We start from the raw sequence: 19765 nt of genomic DNA, 5'->3' as shown, positions 1-19765 counted from the left end.
CCAATTTCGAAGGCGGCCGCATGACTAGGCCAATCCGGCGTTTACAACAGATTTAAATTCACGGGCTTTACCCCCGCGAATATGGTGTCCATTGTTGTCGCATTGAATCCGTACAGGGGCTGTATCATCCCACCGATTAGGGCGCGGTAGTCCGTCAAGACCGGCAGATCGCGCTTCTGGAACAAGGTATCGGCGGCAATCTTGACTTGCGGTCCCACTATTCGCCCGCCACGCACCGAACCACCCATCACCCAATATACGCTGCCGTGGCCGTGGTCCGTGCCCTTGTCTCCGTTTTCGCGGAAGGTGCGGCCGAATTCGGAAATGACGATGACCGTGGTGTGGTCCCAATCAGATCCGCTGGATTTGACGAAGCTGGCGAGCCCGCGACCGAGGTCTGTTATCTTTGCTGCCAGCTGACCGTCCGCATTGCCTTGGTTGACGTGCGTGTCCCAGCCACCGACGTCGAGGAAGGCAAGGTTATAGCCGCTACGCATCAACTCCGCGATACGCTGGGCCTGCAGAGAAAAGCCTGTCGCGTCCACGGCACCGCGACTGGCCGCCGTCATTTCCTGCTGCATCGCCGTATAGGCCTGCTGCCGGACGGAAAATCCGGTATGCACACCCGCCAAGGGCGCGATTTGTGCCGCCTGCGGCGTGTTGTACATCGCCTCGATCAGACCTTGCTGGCGTTGATCGAAGGCAGGTTTGCCGATCGAATTGACAGCGAGATTGGGGACGGGCGTGTCGCCGCCCCGGAAGATGATAGGGACATCCTGGCTGAAGGCAATGGGCTGAACATGGTTGCCGAGCGCTGTTGCAATGCGTCCGAGAAAACCGGACTTATAATCGCGTGCGCCGGTCAGGGGCTGGCCCATTTCGATACTATCTTGGGTTTCGAAATGGCTGCGGCTCGTATCGTCCGTACCGGCGAAGGGGACGAAGGCCAGTTGGCCGGCCTGCCAGAGCGGATAGAGGCTGTCGCTCAGAGCTGGGTGTAAACTCCAATCGGCGTCCAATGGCAGCGCCGCCTTGGCATTGCCCGGATCGGGCCTTGCAATGGCGATGGTTGGTCGCGACTGGTAATAGAAATCACTGCTTGTCGGAATGACGATCGACGTAGCGTCATAGGCGCCGCGCAGAAACACCACCATGACCTTTGTGCCCGTATCGGGCGCCGCCAAGGCGCGGCCCGAAATATGAAGACCGCTAAGGGTCGCGACCGACAGGCCGCCCCCCAGCAACATGGCGCGACGTGAGATCATGGCTTATCTTCCCATAAAGTCGGGCGATGCCAGGAACAATGTGTTCCATTCGCCGGTGGAATTGGCCTGGGCAAGGGCCGTCCGGGTTGGTGGCGTCAAGGTCTGGTCGATGCCCGCCTGGCTAACCACGCTTTGCAACTGCGGCATGGTCGTCTCTATCGGTGCAGTAACCCCGTCAGGCTTAAAAAGGCTATTGTAGCCGTAGCCAATATTACGGGCGATTTCGAAACGCTGCTCGATCTGGCCCGGTCCATTCCAGAAGGTGCGGGTCATCGGGTAGCCATCGGGCGTAACGTGGGCATAGACCGGTTCACCCAGCTGACTGATCCAATTAACCACCGGCTTGGCATTCATAATCGTGCGTCCGTCATAGGCGATCCGCATGGCGGAGATAACATAATGCTCCGGATCCTTGAGCAGCGGCGTCTTTAGCGACTGCCGGAACTCCGTTGAATGGAACATAACCGACAGAATCTCAGAGATGTCGCCATTGCTCGACCGGAAACGGTCGGCCATCGCATTAATCAGCGACGGCGGCGGATCGTCGGCAACAAACAGCCGCGCAAGCTTGGTCGAAATAAATCGGGCGGTCGCCGGATTTTGGCAGATAAGGTCCAGGGCCTGTTTCACTTCGTCGTAGCCGCTGCCCTTGATGGTATGCCCCAGAAAAACCTTGTCGCTAAAGTCATGCTTGGCCGGGTTGAAGACGAAATCCCCGTCACGAATCAGAAGTGCCTGCTGAGCTTGGGAAACCTCGATGGTCTGACTCACGGGGGCGTAACCGACACCGGTCAGAATATGGGCCAGGGCTTCGACATCGGCCTGGCTGTAGCCAGAACCGACCCCCATGGAGTGCAACTCCATGATCTCTCGGGCATAGTTTTCGTTAATATGGCCGGAGGCATTTTGGACGTTATCGAGATACTGCAACATGGCCGGATGGCGAAGATCGGCTTCAAGCAAGTCGCGGAACTTTCCCAGCGCATGAGGACGTAAGGCTCGGTCTTCGTAATCGGCGATGCGGTAGCTGGTGTCGCCCTTGTCCCATAAGACATTGAAGTGGTTGAACCAGAACCAGGCCATCTGTTCGCGCAGCTGGTCGCGGCCATAAATTTCACGCAGCACGCGGCGGGCTTGGATCTCGGTCAAGGTTTCGCCGCGATAGGTGTTGAAGACCTGGTTTCCGGAGGGCGGGGGGCTGGCAGCGGGCGCGGCAACTGTCGTCAGGGTCATGCCGCCGGCCGGGGCAGGGGTGTTTGATGTCGACGCTACCGCGCTGGTTTGCTGTGCCGCATTGAAAGCCTTGGTGGCGTCGTCGGCTTTTTTGCGCAGAGAGGCGATCTCAGCGACCTGGTCATCACCCGACTTCTTAAGGTGGGGCATGGCGTCAATTATAGCGGCAATGTCGGGCGGAAGACCGGCATCGTCGCTGGCCGGATGAAGCTGTTCACTCAGCCAGGTATTCAGGCCTATTTCGTTGATGTCCGCTATCTCGGACGGCGTCACACCGAAGCCGATGCGATTGGCCACCGCTATGTCGCTGGCGCTCGCCGTGTGTCGAGCGGCGGCAGGCCCGGTTGCCATCACTGTGCAAAGAGACGCACAAACGGTGGATGCGATGAGACCTTTTAAGTGAAGCATCACGCGGCTTTCAGCTAAGTCATGTAGACCAAGCTAGCGACCAGACTGCGACGTTTTTTGGACCGAAGCGGAGTGCACCCTGTGCTTTCACAGCATTGTGATAGCTAAGCATGCAGGCTTATCATACCCACTTAAAGCTGTCTGCCAGACAGCCGTAAAGTCGCTCCGCATCTCGCCGCAATCCGACGATCAGTCTAACGAGATCTGGCGAGTGGGGGGAGACAATTGCGGAAGCCAATGCTTCCATCCTATCGATCTCTATAAGCAGAGGTTCAAGCTCCGTTATCAAGGCGGTGAGGGTAGTCAGGCGGGTTTCCTTTAACTCCCCAGGGCTAAGGGTGAGTGCCAGCCTCCGTACGGCCTCCATATCTAGAGGAAGTATCGTCAGGTTGGCGCTCAGCTTACGGTCGGCCTTCGACTTACCTTTGGCGCGAGACATTACGCTGCTCTGACGGTTGTCAGGAACTTATCCATTTCCCTATGTAGCCGTTCAGCCTGGCCTGCGAGTTCGCTGGAGGCGCTCAGCACTTGTGAAGCGGCATCACCCGTTTCTTCGGCGGCCTGCGCAACGCCCGTGATGTTTGATGTCACTTCAGACGTCCCAATCGACGCCTGGGTAACGGCCTGGACGATTTCACGCGTGGCAGCTCCCTGTTGTTCGACCGCAGAAGCGATAACCGTACTGGTGTTGTTGATGTCGGCAATCGTGTTGCTGATGCCTTCGATGGCGCTAACCGCCCGTGTCGTTGCGTCCTGGATAAGGGCAATTTTCTCTGAAATGTCCGTGGTCGCCTTGCTGGTCTGTCCCGCAAGTTGCTTGACCTCCGAGGCCACGACGGCGAACCCCTTGCCGGCTTCACCTGCCCGGGCCGATTCTATGGTCGCGTTGAGAGCGAGCAGGTTGGTCTGACCGGCAATGGTATTGATCATTTCGACCACGCTACCGATGCTGGAGGCAACTGTGTTCAATTCGGTGACCACACTGGCGACCCGGCTGGCTTCCTTGACGGCTTCATTCGATATTTGCGATGACCGTTCGACCTGGCGTCCGATTTCAGAGACGGATGCCCCGAGTTCCTCCGCCGAACTGGCGACGGAGGTGACATTCGCGCCGGCTTCCTCAGCAGCGGCTGAAACGGCGACCGACTGCGCGGAAGCTTCCTGTGCCGTCGCACTGAGTTGGGTCGCCGACGCCTGCATTTCTGTGGCTGCTGAGGAGACGAGGCTGACAATGGCCCCAACGGACTTTTCGAAGTCATCAGCTAGCTGCAGCATCATTTTCTTGCGATTGACCTCGGCCAATTGCTTTTGGTTGACGGCTTCGGCCTCAAGATCACGGGCCCTCACGGCGTTGTCCCTGAATACGGCCAGTCCCTTGGCGATATCTCCGCATTCGTCACCCCGATCGGCACCGGTCACCAAAGTGTCCAAACGTCCGTCCGCGAGTTTGCGCAACTCGTCTACGGATCGGTTCAGCGGGATGGAGATGCCGAAATTGGCCAGCAACATGCCGGTTATGATGCCAAAAACAATGCCGCTTATGGCTACCGCGATCATAATCATGATTGCCGCATTGCCTTGCGCCTTTGCATCATTTGCGGTTTTCGTGCCCCTGTCATCAACATGATCGACATAAGCCTTAACCGCGGCCTGCAGTTTGTCCGCACGTGCTCGGCTGGCTTTCACCTGATCGACGACCGCGCGTTGGGCGTCTGTCAATGAAACCTGGCCGCTTGCCCGCTCAGCCAACTGATAGGTCTTGTTGAGCTCAGTCAAATAACGGGTGTACTCAGCTTCAATATTACCCAATTGCGCCTTTTCATCTGCGTCCGCCGTTTCGGCGGATTTTGCCAGGCGCTCCTTGAACTGCTTGATGTTTTTGTCGGCAACTTCGCGCGCTGCTTTAATGGTTTCGGGAGATGGGTCGGCAGCCACACGATATTCAGACCGGTTCATAATGATGGTATTCTGGTTCATGCGGGCGCCAAGGGTCGCCGCGCTGTCAACCGTATCGACGGTCTTCAGGCTCTGGTTGAGAAAGGTGATCTTCGTGACACCAAACCCGGCTATTCCGGCCGTCACTAAGCTCATCATGGCGATAAGGAGTAGTAGCTTTGTCTTTATGCGAAAGTCCTGAAATTTCATTGTCGTTCCCAGCCGCGAAGATAGTTGCATTTGGATACTGACCCTGCACGTCTGTGAATAAAAAAAACGTTAATGCCCGCAGGGCGTGTGTGGCCTTCATGTGAAATTTAGGGCACACATTATCGCGTTCGGTATGTATTTGGCCCTGCGATTGTACGCGAGCCTTGAAAAAGATAGCGATTCCCTCAGCACCTACGACACGATCCGCTGGATCCCATTCAACTGGGTTTTGGCTGAGGCAGCTCTTTTCAGTCCACTAATTTCGCACATTAGACATGACGCAATAGATATTTGCGCCGTTATGGACCAAATATTGCGGCTATGATTCATGGACCCGATATTAGCCGTTACGACCTAAACCTTCTCCAGGTGTTCAGAGCTGTTGCGACCCACCGCTCGATAACGCGTGCAGCCCAAGAGCTGTCGATGAGCCAGCCCGCGGTCAGTCACGCGCTTAACCGCTTGCGTGGCATTCTGCACGACCCGTTGTTCGTGCGGGGGCGCGGAGCGATGCAGTTAACGCCTTTCGGAGAAACCTTGGTCGAGCCTGTCAGGTCTGCCGTAGACGCAGCGCTTGGCATTTTTTCCACGACGCCGTTTTCCCCCGAGACCAGCGAAAGATCCTTTACCATTGGTGTAACGGACTATGCCTTGTTCACGATAATTCCCGCCCTGGTTTCGCGACTTCGCGCCGTGGCTGGAGGGGTCCGACTTAAGCTCGTAATGCTTGACGCAGAGGCACCGGCCAAGCTTGAGACCGGTGAAATGGATTGCGGCTTTTGGGGCATCACGCCGCCGGGCCCAAAGCTACATGTGCGCACGCTCGCCATGGAACGGTTTGTTGGCGTTATCTGCTCGGCACATCCGTTGGCGGATAAGGCCCGGGCGGGCGCTGTCAGACTTGAAGATTATCTCGCCTATCCCCATTCCGGCGTTCATTTTATGAATGTGGGCCCTGGTCCCGTGGATCAGGCCCTGGCAGATTTAGGATACGAACGCAAAGTTATCGTAAGCGCGCCAAGCTTTGCCAACAACCTCGCCTGCTTGTCCGGCACGGACATCATTGCTTCAGCCCCCTTAAAGCTGACGAATATCACACCCTTTTTCAACCTGGTGACTTTTGAACTGCCGTTTCCTATGCCGGAATACCCCTATCTCCTGATATGGCACGAACGGACCCACGCAGACCCGGCCAGCCAATGGCTTAGAGACATCATCGCAAGCGTCGCGGTTTTGCCTTGACTTTTACTTGATCGGCGGCATTTCCGCCTGCGCCCGTTACCAGGTACGGGGCGGGAAATGACTAGACTTTATCCATTTGCGCACGCCAATTCATTATTCACCTTGTGAATAGTTTGTCGCATATATATTCATTTTTCTTGGCGCAACACAGGGCGTATTAGGGGCGAAATTCCCCCGTAAAATGAGTTCCTATGCTTGCTACGCTTACACGTCAGGGGCGGCCTGATCGGCAATTCGCCCCAACAGCCGGTCCGGTCGGTTCTGTTGGTTATGCGTCACTTAAGGTGTTGATCGTCGAGGACAATCATCACATGCGCACTATCATCAAGACGATCGTGCAGAGTGTCGGATTTCGTGACGTTAAGGAGGCGCCCGATGGGGCATCGGCGTTTGAAATCCTTCAGACGTTTTCGCCCGATATCATCTTTCTCGATGCAGCGATGACCCCAATTGACGGCGCTGAGTTTACACGACACACGCGTAACACCGCCGGCGGCAATCCGTACGTACCAATTATCATGATTTCAGGACATTCCAGCAAGGGGCAGATTGAGCGGGCGCGTGACGCTGGTATTACGGAATATGTGACCAAGCCCATGACAGCAAAGGCGCTTTTGGGACGAATAAATGCGGTCATTATGCGCCCACGTCCATTTATCAAATGCGCGAGCTATTTCGGTCCGGATCGTCGGCGGCAAAAATCCATTACGCACCAGGGGCCTTGGCGGCGACAGGACGATCATAATGAGGTCGCCTTCGACTGATTCGGAATTGCGATGGCCGCATTGTTAGATTTCTGGTAGTGTGAAGTCTTCTTCATCAGACTGGAAAACGAACATGGCCCTCAATCCTGAATTCGTGTTTGAGAGAAAATACATTACGGAGCCGTTGAAGCGGGTACTTGGATTACCGGACGACGTTTGGTCAGTCGTTCTGAATGATGAGCTCGACAGTGCCTACTACCTGACCGCAGATCTGGCGCCTGTAACAATCGCCTTAAAGCCGGGCATCCGTCCGCTTATTGAGCTTGCCGTTCAGCGGAAGCGACAACTTGAGCTGTCCCTGCCGACAGCGCTACGACGGGCGTCATTGTCCGAAACGGCATAAACTGGCTGGCTTTCGATCACGCGGCCGCGCGCAACATCATCAGCATATTGTCCAGACGGTCGACGCTCAATGGCTTGCTTAGGCAAAGATCGAAGCCCGATGTGGCTGTGCGGCGTTTGCTGTCATCGTCACTAAAACCGGTTTGCGCGATGATTTTCATACGAGAAAGCGCTTTGTCCCGCCGCAGGACCTGCGCCACTTCAAACCCATCCATACCTGGCATCGATAGATCGAGTAACAAGACATCCGGCAAAAATGTTCGCGCCGTGGTCAGCGCATCGCGGCCGTTCCAGCAGGATTGCACCACATAGCCAAAATCCTCAATAACGGATTTGATACTTTCTGCCGCATCCACGTTGTCGTCCACGACAAGGACGCGAAATGGCTTCGCTGCCCGGGAAGAGGGTGAGGATTGCGGGGAGGGGAAGGTCACGGTGACACCTGGAAAGCGACTATGTATCCACCATATCATCGCCATGTGACAAAACGCGGTCGGCAAAGTTAATTTGGTGAAATCCGTTGCTTTATCGCCGTGTACTTTCTTTGCCACATGCGGCAAAGCGGTCCCCCCTTATCGCGCCCCGCTGAGTTCTTCGGATATTCGCGAGGCGATTTCCTGAAGGCAAATACGCGCTTCTTTGCTGTCGACCGTTTGCGTGCCATCGACAAGCTGCAAGAAGGGAATGGTAAGGGCGGCCAATGCATGACCCTGACCGTCGAATATGGGATAACTTAAGTCCGTGACGCCCAGTGTCCGGGTGCTTTTCATCATCTCATAGCCGCGTGCCCGAACGCGTTGCAGTGTCGCGCTCAAAGGACCGTTTTGCGTGGCAGCAGCCAGATCCGGGTCCAGGTCAATCGCATTGAAAGCCAGGAGGACGTGGCCGGAACAACTGCCTTCGAGCGTAATTTCCGCACCGACGCGAACAGCGAAAACAGTCGGCCCCGGCGTCTGTTGTCGGAAAACCACCAAACCTCGATCACCGTTGCCAATGACGAGATGGCAGGACTGTTCTACACGCTGGACGAGTTCACGCATGAGAGGCGCGGCGGCTTGAATCAATTCTTCCGCCGGCGTGGCCTTGAAGGCCAGATTTAGGACCTTTGTGGCGACTCTCAGACGGTCCCCCGCCTTACGCTTTAGCCAGCCCCGCCGCTCCATAACCATAATGACGCGGAAAATCTCGCTCATGGAAAGCCCAAGCCCGGCGGCTATTTCCGAAATGGTCAGGCCCTGAGGATGTTCCGCGAGAAGCTCGATAACGTTGAAGCCCTTTTCAAGGGCGGGCGCGGAGTAGGTATGAGCCTTGGCGGAGGCTTCCTGTGTGGATGTGTCCATTGCGTCTTTTGTCTTTATATTCATGACAATGGCATACCTTTAAAAAGGCTGGCAATCAACTCTTCCACCTATGTTGAACTGGGCGAGACATGCGGGCCCGACGAACCTCCAAGTGCTGAAGCGGCCGCTTTAAGGTGGTGATTTGTTTTGTACGGTGGATATAATCAACTCCAATAATCAATGAGGCCGGATAATCATGACTGACAGTCGCTCGCTTTACCGTTTAAGGCTTTGGATTGCTTCCCTAATCCTGCTTTTGGGCCTGATCCTGCTTTTGGGATGGAGTTCCGCGGTTCAGGCGGCGAGTTGCGGCATAGCCTCGCCGGGGACAACCGGCCGGATCGCGATCGGACAGACGGGGCGGACGATGCTGGTGCATTTGCCAAGCGGGTTCAACCCATCGGTGCCGGCACCGGTCATCTTTGTGTTTCACGGCAGCGGTGGCGACGGCGCGCGAATTCTCGAACTCTCTCATCTGACGGAAACCGCCGACCGCAAAGGCTTTATCGTGGCGGCGCCGGACGGTGGCATTCCCGTCGACAAGGGATTTGTGTGGAATATTCCAGGTGTGCCAACCGTGACGGGCGTCATTCCGGGCCCGAAGGATGCGGACGATGTCGCCTTTATCAAGGCGTCGATAGACTGGCTTGCCGAACAAGGGTGCGTCGACCGCGCCCAAGTCTATGCGTCTGGCTTATCCGGCGGCGGACGTATGACCTCGTGGCTGGGCTGCGTTGCCGCCGATCGCTTTGCTGCCATAGCACCGGTGGTCGGTCTGCGGGCCGGCAATCCGTCAAAATCGGATCCCAAACGACCAGACCCGGCCACCTGCCGCCCTTCTAAACCGGTTCCAGTCATCGCATTTGCCGGCGACGCCGACACGACCAATCCGATCCAGGGCGGCGGCTCGGGCTATTGGCAATATACCATGGATGCCGCTGAGCAACGCTGGGCGGCATTGAACGGCTGCAAGGCGGCGCCTGTGACGACATGGATTACACCGAAGGTGTATGAAGAGCGCTATTCCGTGTGCCGGGACAATGCCGATGTCGTTGGCCGTATTACGGTGGGCGGCGAACATAAATGGGTGGTGGATAACGATGCGATGTGGGCCTTCCTGTCGAAATATCGCCGCGTCAAATAAGAGGCGAAGAAAAAGGCGCCGCCGGGGCGCCTTATCTTAATGTTTAGTCTTGGTGGCTTTTTTCTTACCAGTCTCTTTCGGAATGTCCGCTTCATGCATGGCAATCGCTATAGCTTGGTGACGTGACTTAACCCTATCGCCGCTGCCACTTTTCAAGTCTCCTGACTTGTATTCGTGCATGACTTTTTCGACCTTTTTCTTCTGGGCGGGTGTTTCCTTTTGCATGTCTATGCTCCTTGAAGTTTAGCCCCACAGCCATTAGACATCCGCTTCCATAAAAATGCCATTCGCCTAAATCGAAGACTTAATCATGACCCTGACCCTCTACGGTATTCCAAATTGTGACACGGTGAAGAAGGCGCGCGACTGGCTGGCAGGCAATGGCGTTGCCTATACATTTCACAATTACAAAACAGACGCTGTGGATGCCGACACACTCAAGCGCTGGTCGGGCAAAATCGGTTGGGAAAAGGTGCTGAACCGGGCCAGTGCCACCTTCAAGGCCTTGCCCGATAGCGATAAACAGGACCTGACCGAAGACAAGGCCATAAGCCTGATGATCCGCCAGCCTTCGATGATCAAACGACCGATTTTCGAACGCGGCAACACGATTGTTGCGGGCTTCAAGCCGGATGCGACTCTGCTCGATCGCCTCCGCTAGGCATCTATGCGGTCGTGCGTGGCCGCGTCGCCCCGGCGCCAATACCCCGAAGCTTTTATGGCATGAGGCGCTACGCCGTGATCCTCGATCAGTTGCTGGCGTATCAGTTTCGCCTGCGCGCTTTCGCAAGCCACCCAAACGTGGACATCACCTTGGCGTAGATGCAAGCCCTTCAGAGCGTCGTTCAGGCAGTTTGGATAGGCCGCCTGACGGTAGACCCAGTGGATCGTCGCGTCCGCCTGGGTTTCGAAGGTCAGGCGATCATCCTGGCTGTCCACTTCCGCCAGGACGCACACCTTTTTGCCGGCGGGCAGTTCGGCCAGGCGACGCCCGATGGCGGGGAGGGCGGTGTCGTCGCCTATCAGCACGTAGCTGTCGTATAGGGGCGATATCAGGTTTGAACCCCGCGGCCCGCCGATATGCAGTGTATCGCCAATGCCCGCATTTATTGCCCACTGTGTCGCGGGTCCGGCTTCGTGAACCGCAAACTCGATATCCAGGCTTTTGTCGTCGAAGCGGCGCGGGGTGTAGTCGCGGGCTACGGGCTTCGGACCGTCTTGCGAAGGCGACCCGATCACCGGCAAGGTCAATACGCCGGTCACGGGATCCGGGAAGAACAATTTGATGTGGTCATCGAAACTCAGGCTTTGAAACCCTTCGACATCGCCGCCGAGGGTGATGCGGATGAGGTGAGGCGTGACGGATTGTACCGCCGTCACCGTCAATTCACGCAATCGGGTTTCGTAGCGTACACGCGTGATCGAACGGCCCGCCGCTTCCTTAGCAATCACCGTATCCATGTCAGAGCCTTTCGATTTTCTTGGCGAGGTCATCGAGCAGGTCGACAACGGCTTCGATTTCCGTCTTACCCATCGGTTTCATGCCCCGCGCCTTGAGCGATGCCTTAAGATTTCCCATAGCGCGGTACAGCGGGGCGTAGTCGCCGTGTTCACCGCTCTGACCGTCCATCATCGTAAACAGTTCGGCGACCTGGTCCGCCTTTTCCGTCAGGAAGGCCTTGCCCGCATCGGTAATTTGGGCCGACTTGCGGCCATCTTCGCCGGGCGAAATGGTGATAAAACCTTCATCTTCCAGCCAGCTGAGAGTCGGATAGATGACGCCGGGGGAGGGGCTGTAGGCGCCGTTAAAACGTTCTTCGACAGCCTTTATCAGTTCGTAGCCGTGGCTTGGCTTTTCTTCGATGAGCTTGAGCAAAACCAGACGAAGACCGCCGTGGCCAAAGCCACGACCATCGCGGCCGCCGCGCATACCGCGGAAGCGTTCCATAAAAGCCTCGCGCCCGCCGCCGAAACCTCCGAAGCCGCGACCAAAGCCGTCGCGATGGCTGAAATTGCGGTCAGAGCCAGCACCCTGTCCGCGATGATGAAAAAAGCCTCTCATAAGAGTCTCCATATATAATTAGTGTGTAACCAGATATATCGAAATTTGACATGCGTGCGAATTGCAACCAGCCTGGTTTCGGTACGATCTAGATATATCGAAATTGCATCGATTTCAAGTGGGCGGATAAATAATTTGCATTACGAAAACTTAATCCGAATCCGTGCATCCGAAATGCCGGTCTGATGCCTCTTATCTGCAAGGGTGCGGTTGCGACCGCTCTCGTAAATCGACCGTCGGGCAATTCGACACAGGAGTTCACATGGATTTGGATAGCATCACAGGTATAGTGGCCGTCATCTTGGCCTTGGGGATGCCGGTATTTATCGTCGGCATCATTTTCTTCTTTATGGCCCGCAGCAATGCGGAGAAGCAAAAGACATTACGCATGGCGATCGAAAAGAGCGACACCCTGCCGCCTGAGTTTCTGGAAAGTCTGAAGACATTGCAGAAAAAGCCGAAGACGCCGGCAAACGATCTTCGGGCGGGGCTGATTCTTATGGCGGTCGCTGCGGGGCTGGTTGTTCTGGATGCGGCCGGCCACGGCTGGACGTTTGGTACCTTGTCCGGTGTTGCCGCCATCCCTGGCTTTGTTGGCGTAGCTCTGCTGATCCTTGGGATCGTCGGCAGCCGTAAAAACTAAGCCCGCCTGCGGCAACCCGGAGACGAACGCAGATGGGCCTGACAAGCGAAAAGCTTGATCTGACGCGGCAATCGGATGTCGATCTCGTACGCCTATGTCTGGGCGGCGATAAATCGGCCTTCGCCGAACTGGTGCGCCGGCATAGTTCGGGCGTACGCACACATCTGCGCCGGATGGGGGCTCAAGGGGCTGATGCCGACGACATGGCTCAGGAGGCATTTATTAGTGCCTATGAGCATCTGGCGGAATTTCGCTTCGATGGGCCGTTTGCGGGATGGATCAAGCGAATTGCGTCGCGACGGTATCTAAAAAAAGTGCGCGCCAATCAGAAGTACGTGCTCACCGACGATATGACGCTGTACGCGCCGGAAGCGACCGGGAGCGATGATTTCCGCGCTCATAATCTCGATGCCGCTCTTAATCGTCTCAAACCCGCCGAACGGCTGTGCCTGACGCTGAATTTTAGTGGCGACCTGTCTCATCAGGATATCGCCGACGAGTTGAAAATTCCCCTCGGCACGGTCAAAAGTCATATCAAACGGGCGCTGGATCAACTGAAGGTTATCCTGTCACCCAATTCAGACCCAAACCCGAATCCAGTGATGGAGACCGGAACATGAACGATAACGATATCAAAGACCTGTTCAGCAGCGTGCCGTCCTATGAAGACGCACCGGCATTTCAGATGCGCGTGATGCGCAAGCTGAGGATCAATCTGTGGCTGCGCCAAGGTTTCGTGGTTTTGGCGGGCTTTATCGGTGGGCTGTACGCACTGGCACAATTTGTTCGTCTGCCGAACTGGACGATCGGCGATCGGGCCGTGGCCGGGGCACACATGGCGCGTGTCGAAACGGACCAAACGCTGCGCGCCGGCGTGGAGTTTCTCGACGTGCTCCGCCTGCGAGCGATGAACCTGTTTGATTCGTCGGCGCATACGCTGAACCTCATGCAAACGCCGTTCTTCTTTTGGGTCAGTTTTTCCCTATGTTTAGTCTGTTTGGCGCTGTATTACGCCTATAGCCAAGAGGAAGCGATCTGAGGTCGGCATCTGCCGTTCGGCAATCGCACCAGACGGAGAGACCGACTTGAGTAGCCAAGCCGCGCCGACGCGCGCCAAACGCCTGACGGCGCCTGAAATCCAAAAGCGCAAGGGGCAGATCCCGCTTGTTACGCTGACCGCCTATACCACGCCCATGGCGGAGATCATGGATCCGCACTGCGACATCCTGCTGGTTGGGGACAGCCTCGGCATGGTGGTCCATGGTCTGCCCAACACGATTGGTGTGACCATGGACATGATGATCCTGCACGGACAAGCGGTGATGCGCGGGGCCAAAACCGCCTTTGTTGTCATTGACATGCCCTTTGGCTCATATGAGGCCAGCCTTGAGCAGGCGTTCACCAACGCGGTCCGGTTGTTAAAGGAAACGGGGGCGCAGGCCGTCAAGCTGGAAAGCGGTCCGACCGTCGCCGAAACCATCCGCTACCTGACCCTGCGCGGCATCGCCGTCATGGGACATGTGGGCTTGCGGCCGCAGGCCCTAAACGTCGAGGGGGGCTTCAAGGCCAAGGGCCGCACGGAAGATGAGCGCGCCAAGGTCATCAAGGAAGCGCAGGACAGCGCCGATGCTGGTGCTTTCGCGATTGTTGTGGAAGGCGTGGCCGCGGATCTGGCGGGGGAGGTTACGCGCCTCGTGTCGGTGCCGACGATCGGAATAGGTGCGTCAAATGCCTGCGACGGCCAGGTGCTGGTGACCGACGATATGCTGGGATTGTTCGACTGGACGCCAAAGTTTGTCCGTCATTATGCCGACCTGCGCACCCAGATCGGCGCTGCCGTTGAATCCTATGCGAAAGATGTCAGGGATCGTAGCTTTCCCGCCCCAGAAGAGACATATTTTGCTAAATAAGTAGGGCTTGAACTGATTTTGGGGGAAGCGCGTATCCTGCGCCGCTGTATACGGTTGCGTTAACGATAGCCAACGGCTAGTTTCGCGCCGAATTGAAGCACTTCCGCTTCCTCCGAAGACGAGATGATAAGGATTCGCCGTGAGCGATATTTTTGACGAAACCGAAGAGAACCTGCGCGCCGACAAATGGGTGTCCATCGTCAAGCGGGCATTGCCGTGGGTTATCGGTGTACTGGTCGCTGCCCTGGTGATCACCCTGGCCATCGCTGGCTATAGCGCATGGCAAAATAATGCGTCGGCGAAGGCGTCTGAAGTCTATGCCGCCGGGATCGAGTCGCTGGCCAAGGGCGACAAGGCTGTCGCTAAGACGAAGTTCGAAGAAGCGGCCAAGGCGGGCAACAAGACCTACACCGCCATGGCTTATCAACATCTGGCGGGTATTGCGCTCGACGATAAAAACACGCCTGAGGCCATCAAGGATCTCGATCTTGCCGCCAAGGCTACCAGCATTCCTATGATCAGCGACGGCGCGGCCCTCAAGTCCGCCATGCTGGCCATGGACACGACGCCCTACGCCGATATCGAAAAGCGCCTGACGCCGCTGACCAAGGAGGGACGTCCCTATGCAGCGCTCGCAAAGGAAGCCTTGGCCATGGCCAAGTTGCAGAAGGGTGACGTCAAAGGGGCGCGATCCGATCTGCAGGTTCTGTCGGTGACGCTCGGTACGCCCGACGGTGTCAAGCAACGCGCCTCGGCCTTCGTAGCCGCTATCGATTCGGGCGCCGTAACGACGGCCCAGGCGCTGGTCAAGCTGCCCGAAGCGCCTATGCCTGTCATGCCGCAGATGCAGCCGGGCGCGCAAATGCAACAAATGCCTGCCCAATAAATCCGCCGGCTAAATTCAGAATTCTTGTCATGGAAAACGCGCTTATGAACTTGTCGAAGGTTAAATCCAAAGCCCCGAGCCTTCTCGTTCTGGGGGTAGCGGTTGCGCTCAGCCTGAGCGGCTGCTCGACAGTCAGCCGCCTGAACCCGCTTAAGGGCAAGAACGCCGAAGACTCGGCTGTGGCGTCCCAAGGCAAGCGTATTTCCATCGTCGCCTTTGATCAGCAGTTGCAGCCGTCAAAGAGCTTAAAAGGCGTTGGCTATTATTTGCCGGCACCAGCCGCGGTCGATAATTGGCCTGTGGCCGGTGGCCCAGGCGTCGTGGTTGAAAATGCCGCGGCCGCCAGTGACTTCCGCGTCGCGTGGAGCAAGGGCATTGGGGCGCGCAGCAAGGGCGTCACCGAAGTCCTGGCTCAGCCCGTTTCCGATGGAAAGACCATCTATGTGATGGACGGCGAAGCGCGTGTTTCGGCGTTTGACGTGAACAGCGGCGCCCAGGTTTGGAGCGTGGATCTCAACCCGCGTCTGAAGCGTGACAAGACCGGTTTCGGCGGCGGCCTCGCCCTGTCGGACGGCAAGCTTTACGTCACGTCCGGTTACCGCTTTATCAAGGCGCTCGACGCTTCCACAGGCGCACAACTGTGGGAAAAGGCTGTCGATACACAACTTCACGCCGCGCCGACCGTTGACGCAACGCATGTTTTCGCCAGCGATGTCGACAATCAGATTTTCGCTTTCGATAAGTCTACCGGTGAAATGGTGTGGACCTATCAGGCCATGGCGGAGCCTGCCCGTCTTTTGAAAACCTCGGCGCCCATCGTAGCCAACGACGTCGTATATGCGCCGTTTTCTTCGGGTGAACTGGTGGCCTTAAGCGCCGCGACCGGTGATCCTGTGTGGTCTCAGACACTGGCGCAATCCACGCGTACCAACGCCATGTCGCAGATCCGCGATATATCCGGCCGCCCCGTTCTGGCCGGCGGCGTCGTATTCGCGGCCAGCCATTCCGGTGTCTTCCAGGCCATGGATGTACGGACGGGCAATCCCAAATGGAAGGTAGACGTCGATAGCATCAACACACCGTGGGTTGCCGGAGACGTTGTCTTCATTATCAGCCTGCAAGGCGAATTGGTGTGCATCAGCCGTGAAAGCGGCCAGGTCTATTGGATCAAGGACCTTAATGAGGGGATACAGAAGACCAAGAAGGGCTTCTTCGGCCTGGGGCGCGAAAAGAAGGTTGGCAAGATTCCGTTGTGGTCCGGTCCTGTGCTTGCGTCAAACCGGCTGGTGATCGTCAATTCGGAAGGCGAAGCAGTCGCTTTCGATCCGAAGAGCGGCGAGCGCAAGGAAACGATCAAGCTGGGCGGTGCTGCCTTCATCACGCCGATTGTCGTCGGAGACAAGTTGTTCGTGGTGACAGACGACGCCAAACTGGTTGCGATCCGGTAATTTGCCCTTCCGGCGCTGGGAATTCGACCTCGCGGTTCGCTATTTGCGTAACCGGCGTGCCAATGGCGGCATAACCGTTATCGCCATAATTTCGTACGTCGGGGTTACGCTGGCGGTGACGGCGCTTATCGCGATAATGTCTGTTGTTCATGGGCTGCAAGGGCAATTGCTCGGAAATCACCTGATCTTCAACAGTCATGTCGATATTACCGGCGCGGCCATCAACGATGATCGAACGCGTGACGGCTTGGCCGCCCGGCTATTGCGTGTAGACGGCGTTACGAGTGTGGAGCCCTACGTGCAAATGGCGGGCATTGCCGCGGCGACGGCGGGCAATGCCAACATCTATGTCCGTAGCGGCAAGGATGACGCCTTGCAAAAGGCGGGAATAGATCATTACCTGGTGGCCGGTTCCTTTGAGGCTTACAAACGCGGCGATGGTGTATTGATCGGCGGCGATCTGGCCGATAATATGGGGCTTGGGGTAGGCGACACCCTTTCCGTGACCGTCCCTGTCGGCAGCGGGCTCGACCTGACGTCCAGCAGCGCGACATATATTGTTTCCGGCATCTTTCGATCAAATGCGGGCAGGGTGGATGCCACCTACGTCTATGTGCCATGGACGGCAGCGCAGACCCTTTTGCACCGTAACGGCAAATGGGATGTCGTCGAGTTGCGCACCGACTCCCCATATCGGGTAGACCGCATACTTAGCGACCTAAAACGCGTGGCCGGTCCCAATGGGCAAGTCGTAAGCTGGAAAGACCGCGATAAGATAATCTGGCAGGCGTTGAAGCTGGAAGAAACCGTCATGCGGATCATCCTGTTCTTCGTTACCATCATTGCGTCTCTGAGCATCATCGCGGGGATTGTCATGTTGGTGAAGAACAAGGCGCGCGATGTCGCCATATTACGCACCATAGGGGCAGGTAGCGGTTCGATCGCGCGTATTTTCTTCCTGTCAGGCGCCATGATCGGCACCGCCGGCACGTTTACCGGTCTAACTCTGGGTGTCGTCATTGTCGCTTGGATGGTGCCGGCTCAGAAAGCTTTGAACAGCCTCTTTCATGTGCAGACCGGGCTGGTGGGCGCGGCCTATCTTCCGGCCAGGCTGGATGTCGTCGAAGTGGTCTTCATTGTGATCGGCGTCCTGGCTGCCAGTTGCTTGTGCGCGCTGGTCCCGGCCTTGTCGGCGGCCCAGCTCGAACCGGTTGACGCGCTCAGATACGAATAAAAGTGGCTATTGTGACGATTTTCGCTATAAGGCGGCCATGCCTTTAAGAATAGCTATTGTCGGCCGGCCCAATGTCGGCAAATCGACCCTGTTTAACCGCCTGGCGGGAAAGAAGCTGGCCATCGTCGATGACCAGCCCGGCGTCACGCGCGACCGTCGCTACGCCACCGGCCGCATCGGTGACATTGACCTGGAACTGATCGATACCGCCGGTTTTGAAGACCTGAGCGATCATTCCCTCGAAGCGCGCATGCGTATTCAGACCGAGCGTGGAATCGATGAAGCCGATGTGGCGTTTTTCATCGTTGACGCCCGCGAAGGTGTTACGCCACTTGACCGTATCTTCGCCGATATCTTGCGCAGGAAGGACACGCCTGTCGTTTTGATCGCCAACAAGGCGGAAGGCCATCAGGCCGCCGCCACGGCGGAAGAGGCGCGCGTGCTGGGTTTCGGTGAGCCTATCCACCTGTCGGCTGAGCATGGCGAAGGCATTTCCGAGCTTTATGACGTGACCGAGAAGTATCGCCAGCTGGTTGAAGGCGACTTCATGGACAGCGAGGCTGAGGACGAGGATGAAGAGACCAAACCGATCCGTATCGCTATCATCGGCCGTCCGAACGCGGGCAAATCGACCCTGATCAACAAGCTGTTGGGTGAAGACCGTCTGCTGACAGGACCAGAGGCCGGTATCACCCGCGATTCGATCAGTGTTGACTGGGAATACGAAGGCCGGACCATCCGTCTGGTTGATACGGCGGGGCTGCGCCGGAAGGCGCGGGTCCAGGAAAAGCTGGAAAAGCTGTCTACAGCTGACACCATCCGCGCTATTACCTTCGCTGAGGTCGTGGTGTTGGTGATGGATGAAGCGAACGCCTTCGAAGTTCAAGACCTTCAGATTGCGGACCTGGTGGAACGCGAAGGGCGCGGCTTGGTCTATGCTGTCTCCAAATGGGATCTGGTCGAGGAACCGCAGGCCCGTATGGCGGAAATTCTCGAAATTTCCGAACGCATGCTGCCGCAGTTGCGCGGTACGCCTTTGGTGACTTTGTCGGGTGCGACGGGACGTGGGCTGGAACGCCTTATGCCGGCGGTCTTGAAGACCTATCGCAACTGGTCGGCCAAGATCAAGACACGGGACCTCAACGATTGGCTGGCCCTGGCCATTCAACGCCATCCGCCCCCCGCTGTCGACGGCAAGCGCATCAAGCCGAAATACATGGCCCAGACCAAGGGCCGTCCACCGACGTTCGTGTTGTTCGCAGCGCGCGCCTACGCCATGCCGGATCACTATCGCCGCTATCTTATCAATAGCTTGCGTGAATCCTTTGATATGCCGGGTGTACCTATTCGCGTGACGGTGAAGGCGAATTCGACGACCAATCCTTATGTCGATGCCACCAGTGGCGAAAGTTCGGGGCCGCCGCGCGTGCGCGCCAAGCCGAAAATGAAGCCGGGTGAAAAGCCGGCGCACCCCAACCGTGTTCGGCAGAAGCCGAAGGGAACCGCCCCAGCGACGCCGAAGGTCAAGGTTGCCGTCAAGGCGCGCGCCGATGTTGCAAAGGCCAAGGCTGTGAAGACCCGTGCCATGGCGCCGAGCACAAAACCCGGCGCTGCGGCTCCGGGCGGACGTTCAAAGCCGTCGGGCAGAGGCAAGAGATAGCAAAAAGGCCTCCTTTCGGAGGCCTTTTTCATATCGTGT

21 protein-coding genes are annotated in these 19765 nt (G+C 57.1%); 13 read left to right on the top strand and 8 right to left on the bottom strand.

All coding sequences use genetic code 11. The features are described from left to right. Nucleotides 1-41: 41 nt before the first annotated feature. The 3 genes from RCJ00_RS01725 to RCJ00_RS01715 form a co-directional block, all read right to left on the bottom strand. Nucleotides 42-1265 (bottom strand): DUF1501 domain-containing protein, encoded by a 1224-nt coding sequence (locus tag RCJ00_RS01725; protein WP_316219876.1) that lies wholly within the window; start codon nt 1263-1265, stop codon nt 42-44. A gap of 3 nt (nt 1266-1268) precedes the next feature. Next, complete coding sequence (locus RCJ00_RS01720; protein WP_316219875.1) at nt 1269-2849, bottom strand: DUF1800 domain-containing protein; 1581 nt, start codon at nt 2847-2849, stop codon at nt 1269-1271. A gap of 495 nt (nt 2850-3344) precedes the next feature. Next, nucleotides 3345-5051, bottom strand: coding sequence for a methyl-accepting chemotaxis protein (locus RCJ00_RS01715; RefSeq protein WP_316219874.1), 1707 nt, complete (start codon nt 5049-5051; stop codon nt 3345-3347). Between the two features lie 321 nt (nt 5052-5372). Here RCJ00_RS01715 and RCJ00_RS01710 point away from each other — a divergent pair, with 321 nt between their 5' ends. The 3 genes from RCJ00_RS01710 (at nt 5373) to RCJ00_RS01700 (ending at nt 7400) form a co-directional block, all read left to right on the top strand. Then, complete coding sequence (locus RCJ00_RS01710; protein ID WP_316219872.1) at nt 5373-6293, top strand: LysR family transcriptional regulator; 921 nt, start codon at nt 5373-5375, stop codon at nt 6291-6293. A gap of 191 nt (nt 6294-6484) precedes the next feature. After that, nucleotides 6485-7057 carry a response regulator gene (locus tag RCJ00_RS01705; protein ID WP_316219871.1) on the top strand — a complete coding sequence of 191 codons (573 nt, stop codon included), beginning with the start codon at nt 6485-6487 and terminating at the stop codon, nt 7055-7057. Between the two features lie 73 nt (nt 7058-7130). Further along, nucleotides 7131-7400 (top strand): hypothetical protein, encoded by a 270-nt coding sequence (locus tag RCJ00_RS01700; protein ID WP_316219869.1) that lies wholly within the window; start codon nt 7131-7133, stop codon nt 7398-7400. 16 nt (nt 7401-7416) lie between these two features. Here RCJ00_RS01700 and RCJ00_RS01695 read toward each other — a convergent pair whose 3' ends face one another. Together RCJ00_RS01695 and RCJ00_RS01690 are read right to left on the bottom strand one after the other, a co-directional pair. Continuing rightward, nucleotides 7417-7950, bottom strand: a complete 534-nt coding sequence (locus RCJ00_RS01695; RefSeq protein WP_316221073.1) for a response regulator — start codon at nt 7948-7950, stop codon at nt 7417-7419. Between the two features lie 21 nt (nt 7951-7971). After that, on the bottom strand, nt 7972-8739 hold the full coding sequence (locus RCJ00_RS01690) for an IclR family transcriptional regulator (RefSeq protein ID WP_316219868.1): 768 nt from the start codon (nt 8737-8739) through the stop codon (nt 7972-7974). Nucleotides 8740-8935: 196 nt separating this feature from the next. On the opposite strand from RCJ00_RS01690, the gene RCJ00_RS01685 reads away from it, so the two are divergent. After that, a complete protein-coding gene (locus RCJ00_RS01685) occupies nt 8936-9883 on the top strand; it encodes a CE1 family esterase (protein ID WP_316219867.1) in 948 nt (315 codons plus the stop codon). A gap of 36 nt (nt 9884-9919) precedes the next feature. Here the strand turns inward: RCJ00_RS01685 and RCJ00_RS01680 are convergent, their stop codons facing one another. Continuing rightward, the gene (locus RCJ00_RS01680) at nt 9920-10108 is read right to left on the bottom strand and encodes a DUF6496 domain-containing protein (RefSeq protein ID WP_316219866.1); all 189 of its coding nucleotides are present in this window, start codon (nt 10106-10108) and stop codon (nt 9920-9922) included. A gap of 85 nt (nt 10109-10193) precedes the next feature. Between RCJ00_RS01680 and RCJ00_RS01675 the strand changes: the two genes are divergently transcribed. Continuing rightward, on the top strand, nt 10194-10544 hold the full coding sequence (locus RCJ00_RS01675; protein ID WP_316219865.1) for an arsenate reductase: 351 nt from the start codon (nt 10194-10196) through the stop codon (nt 10542-10544). On the opposite strand, the gene RCJ00_RS01670 is transcribed toward RCJ00_RS01675, so the two are convergent. Both RCJ00_RS01670 and RCJ00_RS01665 read right to left on the bottom strand, forming a co-directional pair. Next, the gene (locus RCJ00_RS01670; protein ID WP_316219864.1) at nt 10541-11344 is read right to left on the bottom strand and encodes a siderophore-interacting protein; all 804 of its coding nucleotides are present in this window, start codon (nt 11342-11344) and stop codon (nt 10541-10543) included. The two genes, RCJ00_RS01675 and RCJ00_RS01670, sit on opposite strands and share 4 nt — an antisense overlap. 1 nt (nt 11345) lies before the next feature. Continuing rightward, the gene (locus RCJ00_RS01665; RefSeq protein ID WP_316219863.1) at nt 11346-11945 is read right to left on the bottom strand and encodes a PadR family transcriptional regulator; all 600 of its coding nucleotides are present in this window, start codon (nt 11943-11945) and stop codon (nt 11346-11348) included. Between the two features lie 262 nt (nt 11946-12207). On the opposite strand from RCJ00_RS01665, the gene RCJ00_RS01660 reads away from it, so the two are divergent. From RCJ00_RS01660 to der, 8 genes are all read left to right on the top strand, one after another. Then, on the top strand, nt 12208-12588 hold the full coding sequence (locus RCJ00_RS01660; protein ID WP_316219862.1) for a DUF6249 domain-containing protein: 381 nt from the start codon (nt 12208-12210) through the stop codon (nt 12586-12588). A gap of 32 nt (nt 12589-12620) precedes the next feature. Further along, a complete protein-coding gene (locus tag RCJ00_RS01655) occupies nt 12621-13208 on the top strand; it encodes an RNA polymerase sigma factor (RefSeq protein WP_316219860.1) in 588 nt (195 codons plus the stop codon). Then, nucleotides 13205-13627, top strand: a complete 423-nt coding sequence (locus RCJ00_RS01650; protein WP_316219859.1) for a hypothetical protein — start codon at nt 13205-13207, stop codon at nt 13625-13627. The genes RCJ00_RS01655 and RCJ00_RS01650 overlap by 4 nt, the downstream gene beginning before the upstream one ends. Nucleotides 13628-13673: 46 nt before the next feature. Continuing rightward, nucleotides 13674-14498 (top strand): 3-methyl-2-oxobutanoate hydroxymethyltransferase, encoded by an 825-nt coding sequence (gene panB / locus RCJ00_RS01645; RefSeq protein ID WP_316219858.1) that lies wholly within the window; start codon nt 13674-13676, stop codon nt 14496-14498. Between the two features lie 139 nt (nt 14499-14637). Next, nucleotides 14638-15384, top strand: coding sequence for a tetratricopeptide repeat protein (locus tag RCJ00_RS01640; RefSeq protein ID WP_316219856.1), 747 nt, complete (start codon nt 14638-14640; stop codon nt 15382-15384). 29 nt (nt 15385-15413) lie between these two features. Continuing rightward, nucleotides 15414-16832 carry a BamB-related PQQ repeat family beta-propellar protein gene (locus RCJ00_RS01635; RefSeq protein WP_316219855.1) on the top strand — a complete coding sequence of 473 codons (1419 nt, stop codon included), beginning with the start codon at nt 15414-15416 and terminating at the stop codon, nt 16830-16832. 43 nt (nt 16833-16875) lie between these two features. Beyond that, complete coding sequence (locus RCJ00_RS01630) at nt 16876-18066, top strand: ABC transporter permease (protein WP_316219853.1); 1191 nt, start codon at nt 16876-16878, stop codon at nt 18064-18066. 37 nt (nt 18067-18103) lie between these two features. Continuing rightward, nucleotides 18104-19726, top strand: a complete 1623-nt coding sequence (gene der / locus RCJ00_RS01625) for a ribosome biogenesis GTPase Der (protein ID WP_316219852.1) — start codon at nt 18104-18106, stop codon at nt 19724-19726. The last annotated feature ends 39 nt before the right edge of the window (nt 19727-19765 follow it).

Origin of the sequence: Asticcacaulis aquihabitans (assembly GCF_032490435.1) — a bacterium.
In the GTDB taxonomy this organism is placed as follows: domain Bacteria; phylum Pseudomonadota; class Alphaproteobacteria; order Caulobacterales; family Caulobacteraceae; genus Asticcacaulis.
Note: the sequence above shows the minus strand (reverse complement) of the source record. Positions and strands in the feature narration are given on the sequence as shown.

Coding starts and splice junctions, on each gene's coding strand:
- RCJ00_RS01660 (WP_316219862.1), top strand. CDS start 12,208: ATGGATTTGGATAGCATCACAGGTATAGTGGCCGTCATCTTGGCCTTG.
- RCJ00_RS01690 (WP_316219868.1), bottom strand. CDS start 8,739: ATGGACACATCCACACAGGAAGCCTCCGCCAAGGCTCATACCTACTCC.
- RCJ00_RS01635 (WP_316219855.1), top strand. CDS start 15,414: ATGGAAAACGCGCTTATGAACTTGTCGAAGGTTAAATCCAAAGCCCCG.
- RCJ00_RS01680 (WP_316219866.1), bottom strand. CDS start 10,108: ATGCAAAAGGAAACACCCGCCCAGAAGAAAAAGGTCGAAAAAGTCATG.
- RCJ00_RS01705 (WP_316219871.1), top strand. CDS start 6,485: ATGCTTGCTACGCTTACACGTCAGGGGCGGCCTGATCGGCAATTCGCC.
- RCJ00_RS01650 (WP_316219859.1), top strand. CDS start 13,205: ATGAACGATAACGATATCAAAGACCTGTTCAGCAGCGTGCCGTCCTAT.
- RCJ00_RS01665 (WP_316219863.1), bottom strand. CDS start 11,945: ATGAGAGGCTTTTTTCATCATCGCGGACAGGGTGCTGGCTCTGACCGC.
- RCJ00_RS01675 (WP_316219865.1), top strand. CDS start 10,194: ATGACCCTGACCCTCTACGGTATTCCAAATTGTGACACGGTGAAGAAG.
- RCJ00_RS01725 (WP_316219876.1), bottom strand. CDS start 1,265: ATGATCTCACGTCGCGCCATGTTGCTGGGGGGCGGCCTGTCGGTCGCG.
- RCJ00_RS01685 (WP_316219867.1), top strand. CDS start 8,936: ATGACTGACAGTCGCTCGCTTTACCGTTTAAGGCTTTGGATTGCTTCC.
- RCJ00_RS01720 (WP_316219875.1), bottom strand. CDS start 2,849: ATGGCAACCGGGCCTGCCGCCGCTCGACACACGGCGAGCGCCAGCGAC.
- RCJ00_RS01715 (WP_316219874.1), bottom strand. CDS start 5,051: ATGAAATTTCAGGACTTTCGCATAAAGACAAAGCTACTACTCCTTATC.
- der (WP_316219852.1), top strand. CDS start 18,104: ATGCCTTTAAGAATAGCTATTGTCGGCCGGCCCAATGTCGGCAAATCG.
- RCJ00_RS01670 (WP_316219864.1), bottom strand. CDS start 11,344: ATGGATACGGTGATTGCTAAGGAAGCGGCGGGCCGTTCGATCACGCGT.
- RCJ00_RS01655 (WP_316219860.1), top strand. CDS start 12,621: ATGGGCCTGACAAGCGAAAAGCTTGATCTGACGCGGCAATCGGATGTC.
- RCJ00_RS01710 (WP_316219872.1), top strand. CDS start 5,373: ATGATTCATGGACCCGATATTAGCCGTTACGACCTAAACCTTCTCCAG.
- RCJ00_RS01700 (WP_316219869.1), top strand. CDS start 7,131: ATGGCCCTCAATCCTGAATTCGTGTTTGAGAGAAAATACATTACGGAG.